Raw genomic sequence first — 23,080 nt, forward strand, 5'->3', positions numbered from 1 at the left:
CGCCGGCCCTCTCAGCGCAGCGGATAGTCGCGCACCACTTCCACGCCGACATCGTTGAGGATGCGCAACTGCAGGCGCACCGCCGAGAGATCGGCTGGCCGGTACGCCAGCGGCCAGCGCAGTTGCTGGAATGGCGCAATCACGGTGGCACGGGCCAGTTCCTGATTCTTCCCGCCCAGCATCAGGACTGCCTGCTGGATGACCAGGTGATAGCCGCTGGCGTTATGGGCCACCACACTGGCCGCGTCAGCGCTGGCATCGACCGAGAAAGACAGCGCCTCGGGCGCACGCGCCGCATCGGCCTCGTTGTCCAGACCGGGCGGACGATAGAACAGCTTCATGCGGCTGCGCACGGTCAGCACCAGCTGGTTGTCATCCACGCTGGCGGCCTTGAGCGCAGGCACCTGCAGGAAGTTGAGGAAGAACAGGGATTCGCGGTCCGCAGGCAAGGGCGCGCCGACATAGGAAAGCCGCACTACCTGGCCGCTATGCGGCTCCATGCGGAACACCGGCGGCAGCACCAGGAAAGACGAGGCGTTGGCGTGGTCGCTGCCGGTGCGGCCATCATCGAGCCATACCTGAACCAGATTGGGATGCTCGTCCGGATTGCTGAAACGCAGCGCCTGTTCGCTGGCCGCGGCCGGGTAGATCACGCGTGTGCCGAGCATCGTCACGCTGGCGCACGCATCAGTACGCGCCATGAAAACCAACACCATGATGAGCCCTGCGAGCAAGCTTGTTCTTTTCATGTCCGAAAATACAAGAGGCGCCGCCAGGAACACGGCCTGGCGGCGGTAATGGGAATATCTGCGGGGAAGACGGCAACGCCGTCAGGACGGCGGCGCCCTTGCGGCCTGGGCCGAAGGCGTGCCGGGATCAGAGATAGTCGAGCGCGTACTGCACCGAGCCGATCACCGAGCCTGCGCCGGCGACGCCGTTTTCGGAGATGTAGCGCACCGCAAAAGTGTGAGAAGCAGAGGTAGCGCCGGCGGCCATCTCCAGCCCATCCACAGAGACTGAACTGCCGCCCACCAGCTTGATCGCATCACCACCAACGCTCTTGCGCAATTGCAGGGCTACGTTCTTGGCCGTGCCGAGGTTGGGAATATTGTTGCCACTGGTCGCAGCGCTGGCCAGGAACTGGGTCTTGATCTTCAGCGCATCCGTGGCCGAGGCGGTGCAACCGCTGACGCTGACCACGAAGGGCGTCTCACCCGCCGCGCTACCCACTGCCGCCAGGTCACCGGTGGCCACCGTCGGCAGCAGGACCACGGGATTGGCCGAGCCATCGACCGATACCTGGCAGGTCTGCGCGTGGACCTGGCCACGGAAAGTGATCGTATTGCCGGCAGCCAGGACCAGCGACGGCGACAGCAACAACAGGACTGCGAGATGCTTTTTCATCATTACCCCCATAAGGATTCGGTCGTTCCAAAAAAAAATGGCAGATGCCGACCGGAGCGAACTGCACCAGACGCATCATAGACAAGCACCGAGGCGAGGAAGATGGCCGCACTCCCATCGTGAGGATGGCGATGACTGAATTGCACATGGGCGAAATCCCATGCGCAGGCCGAGCTTGAATTGGGCATGCGCCCATGCGCATCGCAGGATGGCCCTATGTCCAGAGGTGGTGCTGATACGGCAAGATCGGCAGCTTTCCCATCCCGACTGGAGAATGTCCTTGTCATCCCGAGCGCCCCTTCGCGCGCGGCAAGACGCGCCTGCGGTCTTGCGCCTGGCCTTGCTGGCCTTGACACTGTGGCTGCTGTGCGCGCCTGCAGCGCAGGCTGTCTGCACGCGCAACAATGCCGCCCAATATCCGTTTGCACCACTCAGTGATGGCGGCTCGGCGCAGTTCTGGTTCGGCCGGATCAACCTCGCCAGCACCGCCATCCAGCCCGTGGGCACCATGCTGGGCAGCGCCGTGGCGAGCGCCGCCGAGGCATCGGGCATCAACGGTGATACGCTGCTGTGGAGCTGCGATCTGGCCGACGCCGGGGAGATCTACGAAGTGTTTTCCACCAACGGCGATGACCGGGTCGGCGGCTTTGCCGAGATCGGCGCGCAGGACGGACTCTCGGGCTTCTATCGCACCTGGTTTCCTGGCGTGGCGCTGCGCCTGACGCACCTGCGTTCGGGCAAGGTCCTCTCGCGCTATTACCAGTCCAGCAAGCTGGAGACCTACGACGTCGATGAAACCAACAAGAAGATCCTGATCCGCGCCCGCCATCTCAGTCCCATCAAGGCCGAACTGGCGCGCGTTTCGGACGTGTCACCGGGCACTGGCACCAGCAACTGGTGTCCCGGCCGTCCCGACCTGCGGCGCAGAACGGGCGTCCCCTACACCTGCACACAACCCAACGGCTACATCATGCTGCGCGGCCCCGGCTATAACCGCGCCAGCAACCATGGCGACGATGACGGCGAAGACCATGCCTACCGCTATCGCTTCTTCGGCGCCTGGAATGGCATCGCCTTTGGCATGCGTATGGGGGCCAGCCTGAGTGCAATACCCTCTTGCGTGGTGCAGAACGTCACGCCCGAAGTGGTGTTTCCGCCCGTGTCGGAAGAAGAACTGAACCAGGGCCAGACACGGCAGGCCGACTTCACGCTCAGCTTTCGCTGTGACGAAGGCACCGGCAGCCTGCCGCCGCTGGTGGCAGGCACCGAGGACAACCAGACTGCGTTCGGCATCCAGGTTTCTCCCGGTGCGCTGGCGGCAGCGCGCATGCTGGGCTATGTCAACGCGAATGAGGGCGTGCGCTATCTGCTGTCGGATCAGTATGGTCTCGATCCCTCCGTGGCCACGGGCGTGGGCATCAGCCTGAGCGATGCGCAGACGCATCAACAGATGCTGTTCCTGAGCAGCTCACTGAGCGGCCAATGGATGGGGCAATCCTTTCCCTCCGGATCCAGCGCAGGCTGGTATCGCCTGAGCTCGCCAGACCAGTCGCGCTGCCCGCCGCCCATCCCCGCAGCTGTGAACCAGTACACCGTGGAAAAGCGGCTCACCGCAACGCTGCAGAAACTGCCGGGGCAAACCGTCACCTCGGGTCGGATATTCTCGACGGCCTACGTCATCGTGAAGGTGCAGTGACAGCGATATTGCCGCCTATCCGCCGCGCAGCCGCCCTGGCGCGGCGCCAGCGCTATTCTCATATCGATATGACAAAACAATTCTTGGCGCGGCGCGTGTCACGCGCTAGCGTCTGCCTGTTACCATCTCCCGACCCATTACTCAACCAGAAGAAAGAGACAACATGGCAGACAACCCGCAATGGAAATTCGAAACCCTCTCCGTGCATGGTGGTTATGATCCCGATCCGACCACCCGCGCCGTGGCCGTGCCGATCTACCAGACCGTGGCCTTTGCCTTCGACGATACCCAGCATGGCGCCGACCTGTTCGACCTGAAGGTCCAGGGCAACATCTATTCGCGCATCATGAACCCCACCCAGGACGTGCTGGAAAAACGCCTGGCCGCCCTCGAAGGCGGTATCGGTGCGCTGGCGCTGGCGTCGGGCCAGGCGGCGGTGACCTACGCGATCCAGACCATTGCCGAGGCCGGCGACAATATCGTCTCCGCCTCCACCCTCTATGGCGGCACCTACAACCTGTTCGCCCATACCCTGCCACAATACGGCATCCAGACCCGCTTTGCCGACCCGCGCCAACCGGCTTCCTTCGAACCGCTGATCGATGATCGCACCAAGGCCATCTATATCGAATCCATCGGCAATCCGCTGGGCAATATCACCGACATCGCCGCCGTGGCCGCCATCGCACATCGCCATGGCGTGCCGCTCATCGTCGATAACACGGTCGCCACGCCCTACCTGCTGCGTCCCTTCGAACACGGCGCCGACATCGTGGTGCATTCGCTGACCAAGTACCTGGGCGGCCATGGCACCACCCTGGGCGGGGCCATCGTGGATTCGGGCAAGTTCCCCTGGGCCAAGCACAAGGAGCGCTTCAAGCGCCTGAATGAACCGGATGTCAGCTATCACGGCGTGGTCTATACCGAGGCGCTGGGCGAAGCGGCCTATATCGGCCGCGCACGCGTGGTGCCGTTGCGCAACATGGGCGCGGCGCTCTCGCCCTTCAATGCCTTCCAGATCCTGCAAGGCATCGAGACCCTGGGCCTGCGCCTGGATCGCATCACTGCCAATACCCTGGCCGTGGCGCAGTACCTGAAGCGTCACCCGAAAGTACGCTGGGTCAACTATGCCGGGCTGGAAGACCATCCCGACCATGCGCTGGCGCAGACGTATTTCAAGGGCCGCGCTTCGGGCGTGCTGACCTTTGGCGTGGCCAATGGCCGCGAGGGCGGTGCGCGCTTCCAGGATGCGCTGCAATTGTTCACGCGCCTGGTCAACATCGGCGACGCCAAGTCGCTGGCCACGCATCCGGCGTCCACCACCCACCGCCAGCTCTCGCCGACCGAACTGGAAAAGGCGGGCGTAACCGAGGATACGGTGCGTCTGTCCATCGGCATCGAGCATATCGATGACTTGCTGGCCGATCTGGAGCAGGCCTTGCAATCGGCCTGAGCTCTGCCGGCCCGAACCGGCCGTGCTGCATCAGGACAATGGCTCCGCATGACGGAGCCATTGTCTTTTCAGGGCTGCACGGGGTCTTGGCGCAGCTCCTGCGGCGTGACGCCGGGGACGCCCTGGCGGATCAGGCGGCTGTAGTCGTCCTGCGCACTGCCCTCCAGGGCGCGCTCGGTAATGCGCCCAGCCTGGCGCAACTGCGCGAAGGAATAGCCCGGCGTGAGCACGCCATGGTCGAACACGTAATCGGCGAAGTAGCCCGACAGCAGCAGCCGGTAATCCAGCGGCAGCGCGGGCGAGAGACGACGCGCCAGTTCGAAGACGATGGTGGTGCAATTGCTGGTGAGGGTGTTGTAGAAGCGTGGATGCTGGCGTAACTGCGATGCCCGCTCCAGGTAGCCGAGGAAGACTTTGCGTAACTGGTCGTGACGTAACTGCAGGCGGTAGAGATAGACATCTTCGCCACGCGCATTGGTACGGGTGCGGATGATGTCGCGCTCATCGGCGGCGACGATGACGGTTTCGAACTTGCGGAAGAATCCACCCAGGGCCGAGAAGGCTTCGCCGCGTTCACGGCGGATTTCCAGCGAGAACACCAGCCGCCGGCCATCGGCAAACCCGAACGACACCAGCGTATGGGCAATGGCCGGCCCCATCCAGTAGGACAGCAGCAGGTCCGCCGAGACCAGTTGGCCGAGATCGTACTGGCGCGATTCCCAGCGGATGTCGTAGTCGGTTTCGGAGCGCCAGTCGAAGTTGCGCACGTTATCCAGCTGCACGATATCGCCCTGCACCTGCGGCGCCAGCATGCGCGCCACATCGTCGGCCCATTCACGCTCATGGCTGGGGCGGATGCCGTGCCACCATACGCCCATTGCCAGGGTCGCCAGCGCAAAGGCCGGCAGTGCCCAGCGCCATTGGCCAGGCGCACCCGCCAACGTGGCCAACGCCGACATGGCCATGCAGCCCCACAGGCCGCTGGCCAGCATGCGCCCCCAGGCCGGCCCCGGCAGCTGGAACCACAGCGCAAAACCGCCCCATAGGCCCAGCCCCAGCGTGAGCAGGCCCAGCACGATCAACAGCGCTATCGGAAAAAAAGCCATCGGCACATCTTCATCTCGGAGTCATCAAAAATCCCGGCGCTGCCGGGTCAGCCCATTGTAGCGGCCTGCACCTGCACCGGCTTGCTGGCCCGCAGCGCGGCGATCATGTTACGCACCGCCGGGGCGCGTTCGAAGCGGCGATAGACCGCCGCCACCTCCGACACCACCGCTGCGCCGGCCAGCGCCCGATAGCTGACGTTGGGCAGGTTCACCACCGTGGTCAGCACGCCCGGCACCACGGCCACGCCCGCTCCCACGGCCACCTCGGCCAGCACCGCCAACAGCCCGCCGGGCCGGCTCACGCTACGCGGGGCAAAGCCGCCGCGCCGCCACACTTCGCGGCTGCCCAGTTCCTGCTCAGGGAGGATGAAGTCTTCACCGGCCAGGGCGCGCGAACGGATCGCGCCCGGCTTGCTGGCCAGCTCGTGATCCGTGGGCAGGGCCAGGCAGAAGCGGTCGCGCAGCAGCACATGCGATTGCAGCGTCTGGCCCAGCGGCACGGGCAGGCGCACGAAGGCGATATCGAGCTTGCCCTCTTCCAGCGCCGCACCCAGCTGCAGCATCGGCCACTCGCGGGCATGCACCAGCACCTGCGGCCAACGCTGGCGAAAGGCGCTGAGCTGCTGCTGCAGGATGCCGCCGAACACGGCCGAGCCGACATAGCCCACTTCCACCCGTCCCATCTCGCCGCGCCCGGCGCGACGGCCCGCATCGATGGCCTGTTCGAAGCGCGCCAGCACGGCGCGCGCCTGGACGACGAAATCCTCGCCGGCCGAGGTCAGCGTGATGGCGCGCTTGCCGCGCACGAACAGTTGGGCCTGCAATTGCCGTTCCAGCTGCTGGATCTGCACGCTCAGGGTGGGCGGAGCGATGCCGAGGACCTCGGCGGCGCGGGCGAAATGCAGTTCCTCGGCAACGGTGAGGAAATAACGCAGGTGTCGCAATTCCATCGTATAGGGCTCCTGGGCGCTGGCGGCAAAAGGGAATGGACTTGGAATGACTTGATTAGCTTATACCTAATCAAGTGCTTGAAATCCATGATTGAAGCGAATCATGGATCTTGTTTCAATGAAGGCCCATTCCTCTTGCCCTTTAGCCTTTACCCTGCCGCCATGTCCCTGCGCCTGACCACCTCCGCTGGCCGTATCCTGCTGACCGGATCATTCGGCTGCGCCATGACGGTGCTCGACACCAACGTGGTCGGCATCATCCTGCCCACAGTGGCGCGTGACCTGGGTGCGTCCTTCAGCCAGATCGAATGGGTGGTCAGCAGTTACGTGCTCTGCTTTGCCGCGCTGCTGCTGCCGGCCGGCGCCACCGCCGACCGCTATGGCCGCAGGCGCGTGCTGCTGGGGGGCATCGCGCTCTTTGCGCTGACCTCGCTGGCCTGCGTGCTGGCCCCCTCCGCCCAGGCCCTGTACGGGGCGCGCGCCTTGCAGGGCGTGGGCGCGGCCTTCCTGCTGGCGCCGGCGCTGGCGGTGATCGGCCATGCCTTCCATGAGGAAGACCAGCGCGAGCGCGCCTGGGCGCTCTGGGGCGGGATCATGGGCCTGACCATGGTGCTGGCCCCGCTCATCGGCGGCGTGGTCAATACCCTGCTGGGCTGGCGCTGGGCCTTTGCCGTGAATCTGCCGGCCTGCCTGCTGCTGGCCGTGGCGGTGTGGCGGCATGTGCCGGAGTCGCGCAATCCCTTGCCGCGTCCGCTGGACCCGCTGGGCATCCTCAGTTCCTCCAGCGCGGTCTTCCTGTTGACCTGGGCCCTGATCACCGGGCCGGAACACGGGTGGACCAGCGTTGCTTGCGTCGCCCGCGGTCTGGGTGGCGCTCTTTTATTGGCGCTCTTCATCGCCTGGCAGCGTCGCGCTGCGCATCCGATGCTGGAGCTGTCGCTGTTCCGTCACGCCGGCTTCGTGGCGGCGGTCGCGGCCATGTTCGCCTATGCCGCGTCGGCCCAGGTGATGGCCTCGCTGCTGCCACTGTTCCTGCAGAACGCACGCGGCCTGAGCGCCTGGCAGACCGGACTGGCGATGCTGCCCTTTGCGCTGGCCATGCTGCTGTTGCCGCAGGTGGGCAGCCGGCTGGCCCGCTGGCTATCCTCACCGCAGATGCTGGCGCTGGGACTGGGCGTGACGGCGCTGGGCAACCTGCTGATGATCCAGGCGGCGCTCTCCGGCAGCACTGCCTGGACCGTGCTGGGCATGGCGGTGCTGGGCAGTGGCGGTGGTTTGTTGAATGGACAGACGCAGAAGGCCATCATGGGCAATGTGCCGCGTGAACGGGCTGGCATGGCCTCGGGCATCAGCACCACGGCGCGTTTCACGGGCGTGCTGGCGGGCTTTGCGGGACTGGGGGCAGTGCTGGCTGACACGGCGCGGCACGCCATGCAGAACGCCCTGGCAGCACTGGATGCCTCAGCCAGCGCTGCGGCCTTCGTGGAACGCGCCATGGCCGGTGACCTGGCGCAGGCCGCAGCCCTGCTGCCGCAACACGGCCAGGCTGCCGTGATGCTGGCGCGCCAGGCCTATGCCCAGGGCTTTGCCCACGCCTTTGCGGCAGCGGCGCTGCTGGCCGTGGCCACGGCCTTGCTGGTGCTGTGGTCGATCAGGCGGACGGCGCGCCCAGCAGCGCGGCCAGACGCGGCAGCACGGCTTCGGCATCCTCCTGGAGCTTGAGGGACAGCAAGGCGTCGGCGCGGGTCACGCCGCGATTGATCGCCGCCACCGGCTTGCCCGCCTCGGCCACCATGCGCGGCAGCCGAAAGCCCGACAACACCATCAATGACGATCCCACCACCAGCATGGCGTCACAGGCGCGTGCGGCGGCCTCGGCCTGGGCGCTGCGGGCCGCTGGCACGCCATCGCCGAAGAACACCACATCCGGTTGCAGCACACCGCCACAGGCCGGGCAATCCGGCACATGGAAGGCGGCGTCGGCCTCGGGTTCAAGCTGGGCGTCGCCATCGGGCAAGGGGGCGGCCTGGAGGTGCGTGAAGGCTGGATTGCAGCGGGCCAGTTCCTGCTGGATCTGCGCGCGCGGATAGACACTGGCGCAGGAGAGGCAGCGCACCGCATGGATGCTGCCATGCAGCTCGATGACCTCGCCGCTGCCGGCCTGCTGGTGCAGGCCATCGACGTTCTGGGTCACGATCGCGCCGAGATAGCCCGCCTGCTGCAGTTGCGCCAGCGCCCGGTGCGCGGCATTGGGTGCGGCTTGCGCCAGGCGCGGCCAGCCCAGCATGCTGCGCGCCCAGTAACGCTGGCGCGCCGCAGCGCTGCGACGGAATTCATCCCCCTGGATGGGCAGGCGTCCACGGCGTACGCCGGCGTCGTCACGGTAGTCGGGAATGCCGGAGGCGGTGCTGATGCCGGCCCCGGTCAGCACCACCACCTGGCGATGGCTGCGCAGGAGCTGCGCCAGCGCTGGCAGGGCGGCGGCGGGGTCAGTGGACCCGGTGGACTCGATGGGCTCGGTGGACAATGCTGACCCGGTCAGGATCTGGCTCATGGGAGGACTCGCTGGACGATGACAGCCCAGAGCCTACGCGAAATGGCGGCCGGCTGCTCGCGCCACGGATCGCCCCGGCTCAGAGCTTTTCGGTCTCGCCACTCTTGGGCTGCCACTTCATCAGCCGTTTTTCGATCACGCCTACGGCCAGGTCCAGCACCAGCGCAAAAATGGTCAGCACGACGATGCCGGCAAAGACGGTGTTGATATCGAAGCTCCCTTCGGCCTGCAGGATCAGGTAGCCGACGCCGCGCGCCGAGCCCAGGTATTCGCCCACCACCGCACCGACGAAGGCCAGGCCGATGGAGGTATGCAGGCTGGAAAACACCCACGAGGTGGCCGAGGGCAGGTAGACCGTGCGCAGCAGCTGGCGCGCGTTGGCGCCCAGCATGCGGGCATTGGCCAGCACCACCGGGCTGACTTCCTTGACGCCCTGGTAGACGTTGAAGAAGACGATGAAGAACACCAGCGTCACCGCCAGCGCCACCTTGGACCAGATGCCCAGGCCGAACCACATCGCAAAGATCGGCGCCAGGATCACGCGCGGCATGGAGTTGGCTGCCTTCACATAGGGATCGAGGATGGCCGAGGCAGTCGGCGAGAGCGCCAGCCACAGGCCGATGGCCAGGCCGAAGACGGTGCCGATGATGAAGGCCAGCACGGTTTCGGTCAGCGTGATCAAGAGGTGTGAATAGATTTCAGCGGGGAAGCTGAGCGTGAAGAAGGTGGTGTCGCCGATGCCCACTTCCAGCGAGCCGCTGCCCACCGTAAACCATTCCCAGATGCGCTGCGCCACCTTCAGCGGTTCGCCGAAGAAGAAGGCGGTCTGCGGGTTGCGCGTGGCGACGTGCCACACCACCAGCACGATGGCCAACACCATCAACTGCCAGAAACGGATGTTCTTGTGATTCGGTTTAAATAATTTCCACATGATGCTGGTTCTCTTCCCTGATCTTTTCGCTGCTTTTTCCGCTACGGCTTAGGCGGCGCGCTTTTGTTGTTGATAGCCCTTGAGCACTTCATCGCGCAGCACGTCCCAGATCTGCTGGTGCAGTTCGACGAAGCGCGGGTGCATGCGGATCTCGGCCACGTCGCGCGGGCGCGGCAGGTCGATCCTGAATTCGCCGATGGGATGGGTGCCAGGGCCGGCGGCCAGAACGATGACGCGGTCGGACATGGCAATCGCTTCGTCGAGGTCGTGGGTGATGAAGAGGACGGCCTTCTTCTTGGCATTCCACAGGTCCAGCACTTCGTTTTCCATCAGTTGGCGGGTCTGGATGTCCAGGGCGGAAAAAGGCTCGTCCATGAGGATGATGTCGGGGTCCAGGATCAGCGTCTGCGCCAGCGCCACGCGCTTGCGCATGCCGCCGGAGAGCTGGTGCGGATAGCGGTCGCCGAAGCCTTGCAGGCCCACGCGCGCGAGCCACTGCTCGCCCAGCTCTGCGGCGGCCTTTTCTTCATGGCCGCGATACTGCAGGCCGGCGATCACGTTCTGCAGGGCGCTGCGCCAGGGCATCAGGGCTTCGGCCTGGAACATGTAGCCGGCGCGGCGGTTGATGCCCTTGAGTTCTTCGCCAAAGACCTTGACGCTGCCCGAGGACGGTTGCAGCAGGCCGGCGCCGACGTTCAGGAGCGTGGACTTGCCGCAGCCGGTGGGGCCGACCACGGAAACGAATTCGCCCGGCGCAATCGCAAGATCGGTATTGGCCACGGCGGTGTAGCGCTGGGAACGGTCGTCCTTGGAGACGAAGGTGCAGGTGATGTTGTCGAACTGGAGGGCTGGCGTCATGGCAATGCGGGCCGGTGGGGCCACGGTGGATCAACGGAAAGAGGATGGCAGCGCCCAGATGCGCAAATGCCCGTTGCCGGGCATCTGCGGTCGCTGCAATGCTTGCACATCAGAGGGGAGCGCCGCGCTTACTTGTACTTGGCGTTGGCGTTCTGGACGAAGGAATTGGTGAAGGTCTTGGACAGGTCGATCTGCTTGTCCGCCAGCGAAGGCTCGAAGGCCTTCAGGGTGCGCAGCGCAGTATCGGGGCCGCCCGGCGGGAAGTAGCCGTCCGGCGAGATGGCCTGGCGCACCTTCATGAAGGCATCGATGTAGAGCGAACGGTCGCCCAGCAGGTAGCTCTCCGGCACTGCCTTGATGATGTCGGAAGGGCCGGCCTTCTGGATCCACTTCAGCGCCCGCACCATGGCGTTGGTCAGGGCCTGCGTGGTGTTGGGATACTTCTGGATGAAGGCAGCCGGGGCATACAGCGTGGCCGCCGGCATCGGGCCGCCGAAGACGTCATTGGTGTCCTTCAGGGTGCGGGTGTCGGCGATGGTCTTGATTTCCTTGCTCTGCTCCAGCATGGAGATCACCGGATCGAGGTTGGCGATCGCATCGATCTGACCCGAGCGGATCGCCGAGATGGCGCCGGCTGCGGCGCCCACGCCGATGAAGGAGACATCGCTGGGCTTCAAGCCCGCCTTGGCCAGCACATAGCTGGCCATGATGCTGGTAGAGGAACCCGGCGCGGTGACGCCGATCTTCTTGCCCTTCAGGTCGGCCACTGTCTTGTAGTTGGGCATGGTCTTGTTGTTGACCGCCAGCACGATCTGCGGTGCGCGGCCCTGCAGCACGAAGGCCACGATGGGCTGGTTCTTGGCCTGCATGTTGATGGTGTGCTCATAGGCGCCCGAGACCACGTCGGCGCTGCCGCCGACCATGGCCTGCAGCGCCTTGGCGCCGCCGGCGAAGTCGGAGATCTCGACCTGCAGGCCTTCATCCTTGAAATAGCCGAGCTGTTCGGCAATGGTCAGCGGCAGGTAGTAGAACAGGTTCTTGCCCCCCACGGCGATGGAGACCTTGGGTTTTTCCAGCGCCTGCGCGCCGGCGCTGCCGTTGAAGGAAAAGTAGCCGGCCAGGAACAGGCCAGCGGCGATCAGCAATTGCTTCCAGCTCAATTTCATTATGTCTCCTCCGTGTCGTGGATGGGGGTGCTGCCTGTTGTGATGATGCTCGTACGGGACCCCGGGCAGATCACCGTCGCCTTGCTGTGCTGCTTCAGACCACGCCCTGGTCCCGCAGCATCTTGATGTGGGCCTCATCATACCCCAGCGATTGCAGGATTTCATCGCTGTGCGCGCCCAGTTCCGGGCCCAGCCATTTGGTCTGGCCGGGGGTCTCGGACATCTTGGGCGTAATGCCGGGCAGCTTGACCGGGGTGCCATCGGCAAACTGGTGCTGCTCGAACATGTCGCGCGCGAGGAACTGGGCGTCGTTCATCATGTCCTTGACCGAATAGATCTTGCCCACCGGGACATCGGCGGCCTGCAGCGTGGCCAGGGCCGTGTCGATGGTCTGGGTGCTGCACCACTGCTGGATGGCGGCGTCGATCTCTTCCGTGCGCGGCACCCGGCCATCATTGCGCGCCAGGCCGGGATCATTGGCCATGTCCTCGCGGCCAATGGCGCTCATGAGGCGCTTGAAGATGGCGTCACCATTGCCGGCGATGACGATGTTCATGCCCTCGCCGGTGGTGTAGGTGTTGGAGGGCACGATGCCCGGCAGTGCGCCGCCGGTGCGCTCGCGCACCACGCCGGCGAAGTCGAATTCGGGAACCATCGATTCCATCATGTTGAAGACGGCCTCGTACAAGGCCACGTCCACCATCTGCCCCTGCCCTGCCACGCAATCGGCGCCCTGCTTGCCGTTCCAGCGTCCGCCGGTGACGTCGCGATGGCGCAGCGCCATCATGGCGCCGATCACGCCGTGCAGCGCGGCGATGGAGTCGCCAATGGAAATGCCGATGCGCACCGGCGGGCGGTCGGGATGGCCAGAGACGTAACGGATGCCGCCCATGGACTCGCCGATGGCGCCAAAGCCCGGCAGGTCGCGCAGCGGGCCGGTCTGGCCGTAGCCGGACAGGCGCACCATGATGGTGGCGGGATTGAGCTGCTTTAAGTCCTCATAGCCGAGCTTCCATTTCTCCAGCACGCCGGGGCGGTAGTTCTCGATGATGACGTCGGCTTCCAGGGCGAGCTTGCGGGCGATCTCCTGGGCCCGCTCGTCCTTCATGTTCAGGGTGATGCTCTTCTTGTTGCGGGCCTGGACCGACCACCATAGCGAGGTGCCGTCCTTCAGCACCCGCCACTGGCGCAGCGGATCGCCATTGCCGGGCGCTTCGACCTTGATCACGTCAGCGCCGAATTCGGCCAGCATGCGCGAGCAGAACGGTCCTGCGATCAGCGTGCCCAGTTCCAGTACCTTGATGCCGGCCAGCGGGCCGGGCTTGGATGTGCCTGTGGTCATCGTGCTTGCACCGGCGGCCTGGGGAGCGCTCCGGTGTTCTCCTGTTGATCGATGGTGTGGGACCTGGCTCTTGTGGGTAGGGAGGCCAGTGTCCTGCAGTGTATTGACTGCGGGTCGGTGCATCTGCACCCTGCACGGCTGGCGATGCTGCGGCGCGGGTCGGTGGACAGGGCTTGCGCCGCCGGATCGCCTGACGTCGTACGTGCAAGCCGGCAGCCGTCATTCTATTGCAGCATGCGCCTGATGTCGCGCATTTTGCCCGTCATTGCAGACGGCTTGCCTGCAAGTTTTTCATCTGAAAACGATTCCGGCCAGACTCAGGTGGTGCGACGGTCCAGCATGGCGCGGGCGATGGTGCCGGCGTCCACGTATTCCAGCTCGCCGCCCACCGGCACGCCGCGCGCCAGGCGGCTCACCTTCAGGCCGCGGGCCTTGAGGGTTTCGCTGATGTAGTGGGCGGTGGCTTCGCCTTCGTTGGTGAAGTTGGTGGCCAGCACCACTTCGGTGACCACGCCGTCGGTGGCGCGGGTGATGAGTTTTTCCAGGTGGATGTCACGCGGGCCGATGCCGTCCAGCGGCGAGAGCCGGCCCATGAGCACGAAGTACAGGCCCTTGAAGGTCAGGGTCTGCTCGATCATGACCTGGTCCGAGGGCGACTCCACCACGCACAGCTGGGTGTGGTCGCGCTGGCTGTCCTGGCAGGTCTCGCAGACGACCTGCTCGGTGAAGGTATTGCACAGGGCGCAGTGACGGATGGTGTCCAGCGCCTTGGCCAGCGACTGGCTCAGGTCGGCGGCGGCGTCGCGGTCGTGCTGCAGCAGGTGGTAGGCCATGCGCTGCGCGGTCTTGGGGCCGATGCCGGGAAGCCGGCGCAGCGAGTCGGTCAGGACGGTGAGACTGGAGGGGGTTTTCAATTGCGGTCTACGGAATAGCGGAAGGCTTCCAGCGCCTCGGCGGTCATGGAGGGAACGAATTCGATGATCTCGTATTCGGCCACGCCGCCGATGAAGAAGGGATCGGACTCCACGATGGCTTCGATCTCGGCGCGATCGGCGCAGTCGGCGATGATGATGCCGCCGGTGCGCGGGACCTTGCGGCCCGACATCAGGAACACGCCGTCGGCGTATTGCTGGTTGAGGAATTTCTTGTGCGCGGTCAACAGGGCGTCGATGTCGCCTGCCGGCTTGGTATACGTGATCGAGACGATGAACATGGAGCCTCCACTAAGCAATCCTGCATTCCATCATAACCCACTCTCCTGCGCGGTCTTGCCTGCACCCGGGGGCAGTGCCTGCGGGTGCAGCAAGCCTCAGAACGGCATCTTGAAGCCCGGCGGCAGCGGCATGCCGGCGGTCACGCCCGACATCTTTTCCTGGGCGGTGGCTTCGGCCTTGCGCACGGCGTCGTTGAAGGCGGCGGCGACCAGGTCTTCCAGCATGTCCTTGTCGTCAGCCAGCAGCGACGGGTCGATGGAGACGCGCTTCACATCATTCTTGCAGGTCATCACCACCTTGACCAGGCCGGCGCCGGACTGGCCCTCGACCTCGATGCTGGCCAGTTGCTCCTGGGCCTTCTTCATGTTGTCCTGCATGGCCTGTGCTTGCTTCATCAGACCTGCCAGTTGACCTTTCATCATGCTCATGCTCCTTGTTTCAATTCACGGGATTCTATCGCGTTTGGCCCGCAGGCCGGCGACTCAACGGGGCTGAATCGATCCTGGCACGATGGAGGCGCCGAATTCGCGCATCATGGTCACCACGAAAGGATCGTTCTTCATCTTGTGCTCGGCCTGACGCTGGCGTTCGGCGCGCTCGGCCTCGGCGACCGCATTGGCGGTGTCGGCGACGGCGCCGATCTCGGTCTCGACGCGGATTTCCTTGCCGAAGCGTTCACTGAGGGCCGCTGTCAGTTTCTCGACACTGCCGGAAGAAAGCAGGGTTTCCAGCGGAATACGCAGGTGGAAGCAGACATTGCCGCCGTTGAGCGGCTCACAACGCACCAGTTCGCTCTGGAAGGCCATCTGGTGCGCCACGCCGCGCAGGGAGGCGAGGCTGGCGGCCAGGGTCGGCCAGTGGCCGTCCCAGCCCAGTTCGGCGGCGATGCGCGCGGTTTCCTGCTTCTGCGCGGGCGTGGCGGCCGGGCGCTGCGGCGCGGGTGCTGCGGGCGGCGCTACGGCGGCGGGGGCGGACTCAGTTTTTTTTTCAGCGACCTCGGCCATGGGGATCGGCGGCGGCATGGACGACGCTGCACCGGTATCTTCTTCCCATGGGGGAATCGCATCGAAAGGCGGCGGTTCGGGCATGTCCGGCGGCATCGACGCAGCAGCGCGTTCGGCCCTGGCGGCGGGTGCAGCCGGCGCGGACTGGGCCGGGGCTGCCGCCGGTGCAGGCGCTGGCGTGGCGGCTGCCGGGGCCGCTGGCCGCGCGGGGGCCTTGCCACCCTTGCCGCCACGCAACGCCATCAGGGCGGCTTCACGGGCGGAAGTGGGTGCGGCTGGAGCGGCTGGAGCGGCTGCCTGGACGGGCGCCGACGGTGCGGCAGCGGGAGCCGGTGCGGCAGGAACCGCTGCCGCAGGAGCGGCCGGCGCTGGCGCAGTGGCGGCTGGGGTACGGCTGACCGGAGCGCTGGTCACGGCCACTTGCGGGGCCATCAGCGGCGCGGCCTGACGCGGCGCGGTCGGTCGGCCACCTGCGGGAGCCGGTGCAGACGAGGCGGCCGGTATGGGCGCTGTGGCGCTGGCGCTGACCGGACGGAAGGCCAGCATGCGCAACAGCGTCATGCTGAAACCGGCGTATTCATCCGGGGCCAGGCCCAGCTCGTTGCGGCCATGCACGGCGATCTGGTAGAACAATTGCACATGTTCCGGGCTGAACTGGCCGGACAGGCGCAGGATATCTTCGCGATTGGGCAGGTCGTCGGCCAGCGCGGCCGGCACGGCCTGGGCCAGGGCGATCTGGTGCAGCAGCGTGCCCAGGTCTTGCAGGGCGGCGTTATAGGACAGGCTGCGGGTGGCCATGTCGTCGGCCACGCCCAGGAGGGCTGCGCCATCCTGCACCGCCAGCGCATCGAGGATGCGAATCAGGTAGGACTGGTCGAGCGCGCCCAGCATGCCCTGCACGGCTTCCAGCGTGACCTTGCCGGCGGCGTAGGCGATGGCCTGGTCGGTCAGCGAGAGCGCATCGCGCATGGAACCGGAAGCGCCCTGCGCCAACAGGCGCAGCGCCGGCGCATCGAACTCGATGCCTTCCTGGTTCAGGATGTTGTCGAGATGGCCGATGATGTGGCCGGGCGGCATCTGCTTCAGATTGAACTGCAGGCAGCGCGAGAGCACCGTCACGGGAATCTTTTGCGGGTCGGTGGTGGCCAGGATGAACTTGATGTGCTCGGGCGGTTCTTCCAGCGTCTTCAGCATGGCGTTGAAGGCGTGGTTGGTGAGCATGTGCACTTCGTCGATCATGTAGACCTTGAAGCGGGCGTTGGAGGGGGCATAGATGGCCTGCTCCAGCAGTTGCGCCATCTCGTCCACGCCGCGGTTGGAGGCGGCGTCCATCTCGATGTAGTCGACGAAACGCCCGGCATCGATGGCCACGCAGGCTTCGCACACGCCACAGGGGGCGGCGGTGATGCCGCCCGTCCCGTCGGGGCCGACGCAGTTGAGCGACTTGGCCAGGATGCGCGAGAGCGTGGTCTTGCCTACGCCGCGGGTACCGGTGAAGAGATAGGCGTGGTGCAGCCGCTGCTGTTCCAGCGCGTGCGTCAGCGCGCGCACGACGTGCTCCTGGCCTACCAGGGTGTCGAAGCTGCGGGGACGATATTTACGGGCAAGAACTTGATAGGACATGAGGTGGCTGCTGTCGGCTTTTTGGCTCAGGGGGGCATTTTAAGCTATTTCGCCGCCCGTATCGCCTTTGCCTTGCCGCCATCGCCTGCATCGTTCATCCGGCCTGGGCGCGGCGGGCTTTCTTGCGTTCGTACATGAGCGCATCGGCGCTGTGCTGCAAGGCTGCCAGATCGGCATGGCGGGCCGCATCATACTGCACCACACCGACGCTGTAGGCCAGCGCGTAGGGGCGCGGACGCAGCACATTGAATTCGCGCACCGACTGCGCGAAGTGGGCCAGCACGGTATCGGATTCGGCCAGGTCAGCATTGGTCAGGAAGACGGCAAACTCGTCACCGCCCAGGCGACCGACCACATCGGATTCGCGGAAGCCGGAGGACAGCAGCGCGGCGAAGTCGACCAGCGCGGCATCGCCCTCGGCATGGCCGAAGCGGTCGTTGATCTGCTTGAACTGGTCCAGGTCGAAGTACAGCATACAGGCAGGCCAGCCCATGCGGCGGCTGTTGGCCAGCGCATGCCGGGCCAGTGCATCGAAGCCGCGCCGGTTGGAAATGCCGGTCAGTTCGTCGATGGTCGCCATCCTGACTGCGGTGAGCTCCTGCTCCACCATCGTGGCCAGATCCTTGAGCAGGGTGCGCTCATCGGCGTCAAAGCTGCGCGGGACGGTATCGACCAGGCACAGCGTGCCTAGCGTGAAACCGCTCTCGCTCCTGATGGGGCAGCCGGCATAGAAACGGATGAAGGGCTCGCCGGTGACTTGCGGATTGCCGGAGAAACGCGGGTCGAGCGTGGCATCGGGCACGATGGTCATCTCTTCGTGCAGGATGGCGTGGGAGCAGAAGGACACGTCGCGCGAGGTCTCGGTGGCATCGCCCAGCCCGACGCAGGACTTGAACCACTGGCGGTTGACGTCGATCATCGTCACCACCGCCATGGGCACGTCGAAGAGGCGACGGGCCAGGCGTGTGAGGCGGTCGAAACGTTCTTCGCGGGGAGTGTCGAGGATGCGCAGCGAATGCAAGGCGTCGATGCGGGCAGCTTCATTGGCGGGTAGCTCGGCGATTCTCATATTCGTAGGCGCACAGTGGAGAGATTTGCCCTTGTTGACGGCTTGCAGCCGGACCACTTTAACCCTAAATTTTTTGAGAAACAAGAATTTGTTGTGATAGGAAGGCGGCACGCGGCGGCAGGTACCGCATCGCAACAAAACCTGATCGGGATGGCAGTCTCCCTTGCCCCGCCCTGCCATCTTGCCGGCGCTCTTGTCCGGTCTTATCCCCTGGGACTTACTTGCCGTTGCCGCCGGGCTCGGAGGCCATGGGCTTGGCTTCCCGGGCGGGGCTCTTGGCCGGCTTGGCCGGCTTGGCCGGCTTGTCCGCTGCGGCCTCGGCGCCTGACCTGGACTGGCCATTGACGGTCAGGCCATAACCCGAGAGCTTGGTCGCGCTCTTGTCCTTGATGCCCTTGACGCGCTTTTCAAGGTCGCCCCAGTCCTTGAAGGCGCCGCCCTTCTGGCGTTCCTCCAGGATACGTTTGGACATGGAGGGCCCGATGCCGCGCACCCCGTCCAGAGCGGCCTGGTCGGCCTTGTTGACATCGACCTGGGCCATGGCCAGCCCGGTGCTGAAAATGAAACCGAGAATGAACAACAGGGATTTCCTGAACATGCTGCTTCCTTTCGACTATGCAGTTGAGATGGAAAACAAAAAGGCAGTACACCCTAGGATGGATGCACTGCCTTTGCTCAACGACGCCGCAGGCGGCCTGTTGACAGTAAATCAGCTAGAAAACCGGCTTCAAATCAGCCCAGCAATTCCTCGCGGGTGACGGTGGCGGTGCCCAGCTTGCCGACCACGATGCCGCCGGCGCGGTTGGCCATGGTCACGGCCTCCACCAGCGATGCGCCGGCCCCCAGCATCACCGCCAGCGTGCCGATGACGGTATCGCCCGCACCGGAGACATCGAACACCTCGCGCGCCATGGTCGGGAAATGCGTGACCTCGCCATCGCGGTACAGGCTCATCCCCTCTTCCGACCGGGTCAGCAGCAGCGCTTCCAGCTGCAGCTCGGCGCGCAGCTTCTGGGCACGGGCGGTAAGATCGTCCTCATTCTTCCACTGGCCGACGATGCGGACCAGTTCGGACTTGTTGGGGGTCAGCAGCGATGCGCCCACATAGCGCTGGAAATCATCGCCCTTGGGATCGACAAGGATGCGCTTGCCCAGCTTCCGGGCGGTGGCGACCATCTCGGCCACATTGACCAGACTGCCCTTGGCGTAGTCGGAGAAGAGGATGACGCCGTAGTCCGCCACCAAGGTATTGAACTGCGTGAGCTTGTCGCGCAGCACGGTATCGGTGGGGGCTTCCTCGAAATCGATGCGCACCAGCTGTTGCTGGCGGCCGATCACGCGCAGCTTGACGATGGTGGAGATGCTGGGATCGCGGTTGAGATGGCTGGCAATGCCCATCTCGCGCAACATGGCATCCATCACGCGGGCCGGCTCGTCGTCACCGGTCACGCCCAGCAGCGCCGTCTGCGCGCCCAGGCTGGCGATGTTGCGCGCCACGTTGGCCGCGCCACCGAGCCGCTCTTCCTTGCGTTCGACCCGCACCACCGGGACCGGGGCTTCAGGCGAGATGCGGTTGACTTCGCCGAACCAGTAGCGGTCCAGCATCACATCGCCCACGACCAGGATGCGGGCGTTGCTCCAGGCAGAAAGGAGGTCTTTATTCACGTCATTGTCCACGGGCGAGAAGCGAACGGCCGATGCCATAGTATTCGATGCCGCTGTCGGCCATGAGCTGCGGATCGAAGAGATTGCGGCCATCGAAGATGACCGGGTTCTTCAGCGTCGCCTTGACGCGCTCGAAGTCGGGGCTGCGGAAGGCCTTCCATTCGGTGACGATGGCCAGGGCGTCGGCGCCTTGCAGCGTATCCATGGGCGAGGCGCCGAAGCGGATACGCTGCAGCAGCGCGGCGTCATCGGCGAAGTCCAGCTGCAGCACGCGCGAAGCTTCCTGCATGGCCACCGGGTCATAGACCGCCACGGTGGCGCCACGACGCACCAGCTCGCCGATGAGCACGCGCGAGGAAGCCTCGCGCATGTCGTCGGTGTTGGGCTTGAAGGCCAGGCCCCACAGCGCGAAATGCTTGCCGGCGAGATCTTCGCCGAAGCGCGCCACCACCTTCTTGCCCAGCACGTGCTTCTGCAGGTCATTGACCTGTTCGACGGCGCGCAGGATCAGCAGCGACTGGTCATAGTCGCGCGCGGTACGTTCCAGCGCCTGCACGTCCTTGGGGAAGCAGGAACCGCCGTAGCCGCAGCCGGCATACAGGAAACTATGGCCGATGCGCGGATCCGAACCGATGCCGTGGCGCACCGATTCGATATCGGCGCCGACCTTGTCGGCCAGGTTGGCCAGTTCATTCATGAAGGAGATGCGGGTCGCCAGCATGGCGTTGGCGGCATACTTGGTGAATTCGGCCGAGCGCACGTCCATCCAGTAGGTGCGTTCGTGGTTGCGGTTGAAGGGGGCGTAGAGCTTCTTCATCAGGGTCTGCGCGCGCAGGCCTTCGGGGCTCTGGTCGTGGCCGATGACGATGCGGTCGGGGCGCATGAAGTCTTCCACCGCTGCACCTTCCTTGAGGAATTCAGGATTGGAGACCACCGAGAAGCTCGGCTCGGTCTTGCCGCGCTGGGCCAGCTCGTCGGCGATGGCGGCCTTGACGCGGTCGGCGGTGCCCACCGGCACGGTGGATTTGTCCACCACGACCTTGAAGCCTTCCATGTGGCGGCCGATGTTGCGGGCGGCGGCCAGCACATATTGCAAGTCGGCAGAACCATCTTCGTCAGGCGGGGTGCCCACGGCGATGAACTGGATGTCGCCATGCGCCACGCTGGCGGCCACATCGGTGGAGAACTGCAGGCGGCCGGCCGCGCGGTTGCGCGCCACCACTTCTTCCAGGCCGGGTTCGTGGATGGGAATGCCGCCATTGTTGAGGATGTCGACCTTGCGCTGATCGACATCGAGACAGAACACGTCGTTGCCCAGTTCGGCCAGACAGGCGCCAGTCACCAGGCCAACATAGCCGGTGCCGATGATAGTGATTTTCATGGTATTTCCAGGTTCTTCAGTACATTCAATACAGTAAGGCCAGCCAGCAGCCTCAGTTCATGACATTGAGTTCTTCGGTGCGGCGCGGCGGATAGGTTTCCCAGCGGCTGCAGCCAGGGCATTGCCAGTAGAACTGGCGCGCCTTGAAGCCGCAGTGACTGCACTGGTAGCGCGCCAGCTTCTGCGTATAGCCATGCACCAGCGTCTTGACCACCGACAGTTCCGAGCGCGCGCTCTGGGGGGCGTTCATCATGCGCGCCTCCAGGAACTTGTCCAGCGCCAGCAGCGTGGGGGTGCGGCGCAGCTCGTCGCTCACCAGCAGGTTGGCCGCGTCCACGCCATCGACTTCGAGCACGGCCTTGAAGACCACTTCCAGCAAGTCGATCGAGGGGGCTTCGGCCAGGTAGGCGCGCAGCAGGTTGATGCCTTCCTGCACGCGACCCACGGCGACATAGCCATCCATGAGGCGCTGCGCCACCAGGGCGGTATGCGGCACGCTCTGGTGTTCCACCCGGCGCCAGGTTTCCAGCGCGCCTTCGATGTCGCCCTGGGCGCGCAGGGCGTCGCCCATCAACATGGTGGCGCGCACGCTCTTGCGGTCGGCGGCCAGAGCTTTTTCCAGCAGCGCCATGGCGGCTTCGGTATTGGTGCGCACCAGCTCGTCGGCGGCCAGCTCGCAATAGAACTGGGCGATCTCGCGCTGGCGGCCACCGGCGCCGGTGGCTTGCAGGATCTCGGCGGCGGAGATGGCGCGCTCCCATTCCTTCTCGCGCTGGTAGATTTCCAGCAGGGCGCGGCCGGCCTGGGCGCTGTACTGGGTATCGATGAGCCTGTTGAAGCTTTCTTCGGCGCGGTCCAGCAGACCCGCCTTCAGGTAATCCTGGCCCAGCTCATAGAGGGCGTGGCCATGATGTTCAGCCGGCAGGTCGGGACGCGCCAGCAGGTTCTGGTGCACGCGGATGGCGCGCTCGGTCTCGCCACGGCGGCGGAACAGGTTGCCTAGCGCAAAGTGCAACTCCACCGTCTCGGGGTCCAGCTTGACGATCTCGATGAAGGCGTCGATGGCCTTGTCGGGTTGCTCATTGAGCAGGAAATTGAGTCCCTTGAAGTAGCCGCGCGGCAGCGTGCGGGACTCGGAGAGCAACTGGTTGATATCCACACGCGCGGCAATCCACCCCAGGCCGAAGAAGACCGGGATGCCGAGCAACCACCAAAATTCAAATTCCATAAGGAGAGGGGGACGATTAGAGGATGTGCTGCGCGGTGATCACGCTGTCAGGCTGGGGCGGCTGGGCCTGCACCTGGGCGATCTCTTCCTGCTGCTTCTGGATCTGCGACAGCGCCTTCTTGTAGCGCGCGGCTTCGCGGCGGTGACGCAGCACCAGCGGAGCCATGGCCAGCACGCCCAGCACGGCGCCGACGACGAAGAAGGCCAGCAGCACCAGCACCAGCGGGTCGGTGCGTTCATAGCCGAGGAAGAAATGCAGGGTCACTTCCTGGGTGTTGCGCAGTGCGAAGAAGAAGAAAAAGACGAACAGGATGGCCGCGATCAATCGGGAAATAATTTTCATGGCGTAATCCTTTCTGGCGGGTCGTTGTGAGGCCCGGAAGGCAAGTCCGACCGCATCGCGGTAGGGATGAAAGCGCAAGTTCAAGGCGTTGGC

Annotated in this window: 22 protein-coding genes; 3 read left to right on the plus strand and 19 right to left on the minus strand. The window is 65.0% G+C overall.

Annotation, left to right across the window (positions count from 1 at the left end; all coding sequences use genetic code 11):
- Nucleotides 1-11 precede the first annotated feature (11 nt).
- Nucleotides 12-701 (minus strand): fimbrial biogenesis chaperone, encoded by a 690-nt coding sequence (locus BGK68_RS26020; RefSeq protein ID WP_233149422.1) that lies wholly within the window; start codon nt 699-701, stop codon nt 12-14.
- Nucleotides 702-876: 175 nt separating this feature from the next.
- Nucleotides 877-1,404 carry a fimbrial protein gene (locus BGK68_RS26025; protein ID WP_069375602.1) on the minus strand — a complete coding sequence of 176 codons (528 nt, stop codon included), beginning with the start codon at nt 1,402-1,404 and terminating at the stop codon, nt 877-879.
- Between the two features lie 280 nt (nt 1,405-1,684).
- Here BGK68_RS26025 and BGK68_RS26030 point away from each other — a divergent pair, with 280 nt between their 5' ends.
- Nucleotides 1,685-3,100, plus strand: coding sequence for a fimbrial protein (locus BGK68_RS26030; protein ID WP_233149423.1), 1,416 nt, complete (start codon nt 1,685-1,687; stop codon nt 3,098-3,100).
- A gap of 163 nt (nt 3,101-3,263) precedes the next feature.
- Nucleotides 3,264-4,553: an O-acetylhomoserine aminocarboxypropyltransferase/cysteine synthase family protein gene (locus tag BGK68_RS26035; protein ID WP_075259461.1), complete on the plus strand. Its 1,290-nt coding sequence runs from the start codon at nt 3,264-3,266 to the stop codon at nt 4,551-4,553.
- 68 nt (nt 4,554-4,621) lie between these two features.
- Here the strand turns inward: BGK68_RS26035 and BGK68_RS26040 are convergent, their stop codons facing one another.
- The gene (locus tag BGK68_RS26040; RefSeq protein ID WP_075259462.1) at nt 4,622-5,659 is read right to left on the minus strand and encodes an Lnb N-terminal periplasmic domain-containing protein; all 1,038 of its coding nucleotides are present in this window, start codon (nt 5,657-5,659) and stop codon (nt 4,622-4,624) included.
- Nucleotides 5,660-5,706: 47 nt separating this feature from the next.
- A complete protein-coding gene (locus BGK68_RS26045; RefSeq protein WP_075259463.1) occupies nt 5,707-6,609 on the minus strand; it encodes a LysR family transcriptional regulator in 903 nt (300 codons plus the stop codon).
- A 162-nt stretch (nt 6,610-6,771) separates the two neighbouring features.
- On the opposite strand from BGK68_RS26045, the gene BGK68_RS26050 reads away from it, so the two are divergent.
- A complete protein-coding gene (locus tag BGK68_RS26050; RefSeq protein ID WP_075259464.1) occupies nt 6,772-8,331 on the plus strand; it encodes an MFS transporter in 1,560 nt (519 codons plus the stop codon).
- Here the strand turns inward: BGK68_RS26050 and BGK68_RS26055 are convergent.
- From BGK68_RS26055 to BGK68_RS26125, 15 genes are all read right to left on the minus strand, one after another.
- Nucleotides 8,261-9,163: an NAD-dependent protein deacetylase gene (locus tag BGK68_RS26055; protein ID WP_075259465.1), complete on the minus strand. Its 903-nt coding sequence runs from the start codon at nt 9,161-9,163 to the stop codon at nt 8,261-8,263. The genes BGK68_RS26050 and BGK68_RS26055 overlap by 71 nt on opposite strands.
- A 79-nt stretch (nt 9,164-9,242) precedes the next feature.
- On the minus strand, nt 9,243-10,094 hold the full coding sequence (locus BGK68_RS26060; protein WP_075259466.1) for an ABC transporter permease: 852 nt from the start codon (nt 10,092-10,094) through the stop codon (nt 9,243-9,245).
- 48 nt (nt 10,095-10,142) lie between these two features.
- Nucleotides 10,143-10,952, minus strand: coding sequence for an ABC transporter ATP-binding protein (locus BGK68_RS26065; protein WP_013235616.1), 810 nt, complete (start codon nt 10,950-10,952; stop codon nt 10,143-10,145).
- A 128-nt stretch (nt 10,953-11,080) separates the two neighbouring features.
- A complete protein-coding gene (locus BGK68_RS26070; RefSeq protein WP_075259467.1) occupies nt 11,081-12,118 on the minus strand; it encodes an ABC transporter substrate-binding protein in 1,038 nt (345 codons plus the stop codon).
- 94 nt (nt 12,119-12,212) lie between these two features.
- On the minus strand, nt 12,213-13,460 hold the full coding sequence (locus BGK68_RS26075) for a CaiB/BaiF CoA transferase family protein (protein ID WP_075259468.1): 1,248 nt from the start codon (nt 13,458-13,460) through the stop codon (nt 12,213-12,215).
- 317 nt (nt 13,461-13,777) lie between these two features.
- Nucleotides 13,778-14,374 (minus strand): recombination mediator RecR, encoded by a 597-nt coding sequence (recR, locus tag BGK68_RS26080; RefSeq protein ID WP_075259469.1) that lies wholly within the window; start codon nt 14,372-14,374, stop codon nt 13,778-13,780.
- Nucleotides 14,371-14,673, minus strand: coding sequence for a YciI family protein (locus tag BGK68_RS26085; RefSeq protein ID WP_075259470.1), 303 nt, complete (start codon nt 14,671-14,673; stop codon nt 14,371-14,373). The genes recR and BGK68_RS26085 overlap by 4 nt, the downstream gene beginning before the upstream one ends.
- A gap of 96 nt (nt 14,674-14,769) precedes the next feature.
- Nucleotides 14,770-15,096 carry a YbaB/EbfC family nucleoid-associated protein gene (locus BGK68_RS26090; RefSeq protein ID WP_008331542.1) on the minus strand — a complete coding sequence of 109 codons (327 nt, stop codon included), beginning with the start codon at nt 15,094-15,096 and terminating at the stop codon, nt 14,770-14,772.
- Nucleotides 15,097-15,156: 60 nt separating this feature from the next.
- The gene (locus BGK68_RS26095) at nt 15,157-17,301 is read right to left on the minus strand and encodes a DNA polymerase III subunit gamma/tau (protein ID WP_075259471.1); all 2,145 of its coding nucleotides are present in this window, start codon (nt 17,299-17,301) and stop codon (nt 15,157-15,159) included.
- A 94-nt stretch (nt 17,302-17,395) separates the two neighbouring features.
- Nucleotides 17,396-18,370, minus strand: coding sequence for a sensor domain-containing diguanylate cyclase (locus BGK68_RS26100; RefSeq protein ID WP_075259472.1), 975 nt, complete (start codon nt 18,368-18,370; stop codon nt 17,396-17,398).
- Between the two features lie 217 nt (nt 18,371-18,587).
- Nucleotides 18,588-18,968, minus strand: coding sequence for a ComEA family DNA-binding protein (locus tag BGK68_RS26105; protein ID WP_075259473.1), 381 nt, complete (start codon nt 18,966-18,968; stop codon nt 18,588-18,590).
- A gap of 134 nt (nt 18,969-19,102) precedes the next feature.
- Entirely contained in the window at nt 19,103-20,074 is a 972-nt protein-coding gene (gene rfaE1, locus BGK68_RS26110; RefSeq protein ID WP_407645722.1) for a D-glycero-beta-D-manno-heptose-7-phosphate kinase, read from the minus strand.
- Nucleotides 20,037-21,416: a UDP-glucose dehydrogenase family protein gene (locus BGK68_RS26115; protein ID WP_075259474.1), complete on the minus strand. Its 1,380-nt coding sequence runs from the start codon at nt 21,414-21,416 to the stop codon at nt 20,037-20,039. Before BGK68_RS26115 ends, rfaE1 begins: the two co-directional genes overlap by 38 nt.
- Nucleotides 21,417-21,468: 52 nt before the next feature.
- Nucleotides 21,469-22,644, minus strand: a complete 1,176-nt coding sequence (gene lapB / locus BGK68_RS26120) for a lipopolysaccharide assembly protein LapB (protein ID WP_075259475.1) — start codon at nt 22,642-22,644, stop codon at nt 21,469-21,471.
- Between the two features lie 16 nt (nt 22,645-22,660).
- On the minus strand, nt 22,661-22,987 hold the full coding sequence (locus tag BGK68_RS26125; RefSeq protein WP_013235628.1) for a LapA family protein: 327 nt from the start codon (nt 22,985-22,987) through the stop codon (nt 22,661-22,663).
- Between the last annotated feature and the right edge of the window lie 93 nt (nt 22,988-23,080).

This window comes from Herbaspirillum camelliae, from assembly GCF_001929405.1.
In the GTDB taxonomy this organism is placed as follows: domain Bacteria; phylum Pseudomonadota; class Gammaproteobacteria; order Burkholderiales; family Burkholderiaceae_D; genus Herbaspirillum; species Herbaspirillum seropedicae.

What these genes read in the sequence shown, in the direction of transcription:
- BGK68_RS26020 (WP_233149422.1), bottom strand. Translation starts at nt 701, where the DNA reads ATGGCGCGTACTGATGCGTGCGCCAGCGTGACGATGCTCGGCACACGC.
- BGK68_RS26025 (WP_069375602.1), bottom strand. Translation starts at nt 1,404, where the DNA reads ATGAAAAAGCATCTCGCAGTCCTGTTGTTGCTGTCGCCGTCGCTGGTC.
- BGK68_RS26035 (WP_075259461.1), top strand. Translation starts at nt 3,264, where the DNA reads ATGGCAGACAACCCGCAATGGAAATTCGAAACCCTCTCCGTGCATGGT.
- BGK68_RS26040 (WP_075259462.1), bottom strand. Translation starts at nt 5,659, where the DNA reads ATGGCTTTTTTTCCGATAGCGCTGTTGATCGTGCTGGGCCTGCTCACG.
- BGK68_RS26045 (WP_075259463.1), bottom strand. Translation starts at nt 6,609, where the DNA reads ATGGAATTGCGACACCTGCGTTATTTCCTCACCGTTGCCGAGGAACTG.
- BGK68_RS26050 (WP_075259464.1), top strand. Translation starts at nt 6,772, where the DNA reads ATGTCCCTGCGCCTGACCACCTCCGCTGGCCGTATCCTGCTGACCGGA.
- BGK68_RS26055 (WP_075259465.1), bottom strand. Translation starts at nt 9,163, where the DNA reads ATGAGCCAGATCCTGACCGGGTCAGCATTGTCCACCGAGCCCATCGAG.
- BGK68_RS26060 (WP_075259466.1), bottom strand. Translation starts at nt 10,094, where the DNA reads ATGTGGAAATTATTTAAACCGAATCACAAGAACATCCGTTTCTGGCAG.
- BGK68_RS26065 (WP_013235616.1), bottom strand. Translation starts at nt 10,952, where the DNA reads ATGACGCCAGCCCTCCAGTTCGACAACATCACCTGCACCTTCGTCTCC.
- BGK68_RS26070 (WP_075259467.1), bottom strand. Translation starts at nt 12,118, where the DNA reads ATGAAATTGAGCTGGAAGCAATTGCTGATCGCCGCTGGCCTGTTCCTG.
- BGK68_RS26075 (WP_075259468.1), bottom strand. Translation starts at nt 13,460, where the DNA reads ATGACCACAGGCACATCCAAGCCCGGCCCGCTGGCCGGCATCAAGGTA.
- BGK68_RS26085 (WP_075259470.1), bottom strand. Translation starts at nt 14,673, where the DNA reads ATGTTCATCGTCTCGATCACGTATACCAAGCCGGCAGGCGACATCGAC.
- BGK68_RS26090 (WP_008331542.1), bottom strand. Translation starts at nt 15,096, where the DNA reads ATGATGAAAGGTCAACTGGCAGGTCTGATGAAGCAAGCACAGGCCATG.
- BGK68_RS26095 (WP_075259471.1), bottom strand. Translation starts at nt 17,301, where the DNA reads ATGTCCTATCAAGTTCTTGCCCGTAAATATCGTCCCCGCAGCTTCGAC.
- BGK68_RS26100 (WP_075259472.1), bottom strand. Translation starts at nt 18,370, where the DNA reads ATGAGAATCGCCGAGCTACCCGCCAATGAAGCTGCCCGCATCGACGCC.
- BGK68_RS26105 (WP_075259473.1), bottom strand. Translation starts at nt 18,968, where the DNA reads ATGTTCAGGAAATCCCTGTTGTTCATTCTCGGTTTCATTTTCAGCACC.
- rfaE1 (WP_407645722.1), bottom strand. Translation starts at nt 20,074, where the DNA reads ATGGCATCGGCCGTTCGCTTCTCGCCCGTGGACAATGACGTGAATAAA.
- BGK68_RS26115 (WP_075259474.1), bottom strand. Translation starts at nt 21,416, where the DNA reads ATGAAAATCACTATCATCGGCACCGGCTATGTTGGCCTGGTGACTGGC.
- lapB (WP_075259475.1), bottom strand. Translation starts at nt 22,644, where the DNA reads ATGGAATTTGAATTTTGGTGGTTGCTCGGCATCCCGGTCTTCTTCGGC.
- BGK68_RS26125 (WP_013235628.1), bottom strand. Translation starts at nt 22,987, where the DNA reads ATGAAAATTATTTCCCGATTGATCGCGGCCATCCTGTTCGTCTTTTTC.